A 2,681-nucleotide genomic window follows, 5' to 3' on the forward strand; every position below is an offset into this window, starting at 1 on the left:
GATTCACATGGTGTGGCATACCGCGAGATCGTCGATTGGGCGAGTGAGATGGATCGCGTTCGTGATCTGTTACAGCGCTCAAACAGCATTCCCGTACCCTCAACGCTGTGCCGGTCGTTTGAGAGGATCCCATGTCGATATGGCGTGTCTTTCTTCGTGAGTCCGCGACCAGCTGCGATCCGGGCTCGCACGGTGTAATCGATGCCACATTCTTCGACCACGAAACGGTATCGAGACACAACCAATACTGCTCTGATCGCCACATACGCTCAAAACGACGACGCTCGCCGATACAGACTTATGTTCCGTCCTCGACATTCACTGCTCGGCACATTGGCCTCGCGACACTCAAACTAGCCGTCGAGTCCCCCTTCGTAACACCAAGAAAATCGAGATTCTCGCTGGCGAGAAAGGCTATGACGACCAATCGCACCGGGACGCCCTCCGGTTAGAGGGCGTCCGACCCTTGCTGCGTCACCGGCTGTTTGCTGCGTACGATCACGCCCACAACGCCCGGTTGGACAGAGAATTAGACGGCCAGCGCTGGATGGCCGAGACTGCCTTTTCGGCCATCAAACGTCGGTTCGGCCCCGCCTGTCTCCCCCTCGCGCGTGGTACCGCGAGTTCCGCGAACTCGTGGTGACCGCCGCAGTCTGCAACCTCGAACAAGCACTCAAACGGTGATTCCCACGCCATCATCGGATTCAACAAAGCACTCTAATTCATTTAATTAAGAGTGTTAAGAGTTAACAAGTATATACTTTTGTGTCATTCTTAGTGGATTTTAAATTACACTTATTGATAATGTAATTGTGAAGTCGAGGATAATAATCTTGTAAAGATATATCTCCCTCATTAGTATATATCGTTCTATTTGTATTATAAATAATAATTGTGTCTGTATTATTCATAGTACTAATGAGGTCTGCAATATCTCGGTTATCCATCTCACCCGGTAAGAATGATGCATATCGTGTTGGAGGTATAGATCCTGTGAGTGGGTAATATCCCGGGAGATAGGGTAACGCCACAACGTGATACTTTGAATTGGATCCTTCTTGTATTTTCTTGACTGTTTCCACGGTTGTTGAAATGTTCTCATATTCCTTCTCAGAAATTTGCAAGCGATCAGCTGTTTGAATATCAGAATCAACATAATTCTGGCCTCCTAACAGAGGATTTCCTAATAACAATCGCATCTGTCCAGCTCCTGCTGGGATAAGTAGTGTACTAAGCACCAGACAGAGAATTGTAATTTCTTTCATTTCGGGTAAATGGCCCAGCCGGCTGCTACGATGTACATTTAACTCCGGGTAGTATTCATCTAGTAAGAGCGATAACAATACGACAGAGGGGAAAATTGCATTTGCGAGATGCGACATATCGCTACGGCCAAGTGCGATGAAGTAGAAGAGAGATGCGACAACAGCGATCCAACCAAGAGAATAATTATCTCCAGACACTTCGTCTGTCTCTCTATACGTCTGTAATAGATGTTTTACAGTGATAGCTACTAATATCGGTGGTAAAAAGAAAAGGAATGAATTCACCGATCTAAACCCAAATCTTAATATACCCATTAATGATAGTTCAAAAGTTAAAAAGGGGCGCATAATTGGGCGAATTACTGAGATACCCATTGCCTCAGAAAATGCGGGGAGAGATAGAAAGAGATCATGTATCAGATAGAATATAGCGTCATTTATAAAGTAATAATAGAGAACTGGTGTTACACTAATGATACCAACTCCTACGAATAGAGTCAGCTTTTTAGCCCCTCTCCAGTAGCTAACAGGCGCAGGGCTGTTGTATTCGCATATTAGAAGTAATGAGAGAAATCCAATTGATAAGAACCCACCGACTTCCTGGCTCATAAGGCCTGCAATAGTCACAACGAGCGATAGCCCGATAATTCGACGCTGTGTTAAACCCGATTGTATAGAAAGGACGCCCAAATATATATATGGAAGTGACATAATTACTCTACTTGATTTGAATCCAATAGGAATCCAAATCAGTACAATAAATGTAAGTGCATATATTGGTACCCATCTGTTTGTAGTAAGTCGTTTAATAATAAGATAGAGTCCAGCTAAAAGAGCGAGGGTAAAAATAATTTCATAAATGCGGAACGAAAAAAATGAATATCCAAATATCTCCAAGAAAGATGCTATACCCCAAATGTATCCAGGAGCATACATAGTGAAAATATCTTTATAGAGAACCAAATTCTCGCTTCCTATCCCCCACGCAAGATAGAATTGAAATCCCTCATCAGAGAGTTGAATCCCATATGGAACTGATACTAAAAGCTGAAACAATGTATATAATACAATAAATACTATTGAACCTCTATGGATATAATTGAAGTAAGAATCTTTTTTTGAAGACGCTAAATCGACCATGTCTATATTTTTTTGAATACCTTTTTCACTATTTTAAGAGCGCCCTGATCCCACGCGACACGATGGTCTTTTCCAGTTTTATCCTCACTTTCTTCATAATTCTCTAGATACCATTGATATGTATCAACCAATGCCTTTTGATTGGAGTATTCTGGTTCCCATCCGATATCGCACAACTTTTCGACGGAGACGTACGAGTCCTCGTGAGCTGTTTCATATACCCACGGATAGAGCGGTGACAGATCGAGTTTGTTCAACACTCGGAGAGCAAAGCGG

Annotated in this window: 1 protein-coding gene and 2 pseudogenes; 1 reads left to right on the top strand and 2 read right to left on the bottom strand. The window is 43.2% G+C overall.

The features are described 5' to 3' along the window. Positions 1-274: 274 nt before the first annotated feature. A pseudogene (locus EXE42_RS20810) lies at positions 275-643 on the top strand (hypothetical protein); the annotation flags it as partial. A gap of 103 nt (positions 644-746) precedes the next feature. On the opposite strand, the gene EXE42_RS15050 reads toward EXE42_RS20810, so the two are convergent. Further along, complete coding sequence (locus tag EXE42_RS15050) at positions 747-2,405, bottom strand: glycosyltransferase family 39 protein (RefSeq protein WP_137706852.1); 1,659 nt, start codon at positions 2,403-2,405, stop codon at positions 747-749. Positions 2,406-2,407: 2 nt separating this feature from the next. Further along, a pseudogene (locus tag EXE42_RS19590) lies at positions 2,408-2,681 on the bottom strand (NAD(P)-dependent oxidoreductase); the annotation flags it as partial.

Source organism: Halorubrum sp. SP3 (assembly GCF_005435195.1).
Taxonomy (GTDB): domain Archaea; phylum Halobacteriota; class Halobacteria; order Halobacteriales; family Haloferacaceae; genus Halorubrum; species Halorubrum sodomense.

Excerpts from the sequence above, each read along its gene's own strand:
- EXE42_RS15050 (WP_137706852.1), bottom strand. The coding sequence starts at position 2,405 with ATGGTCGATTTAGCGTCTTCAAAAAAAGATTCTTACTTCAATTATATC.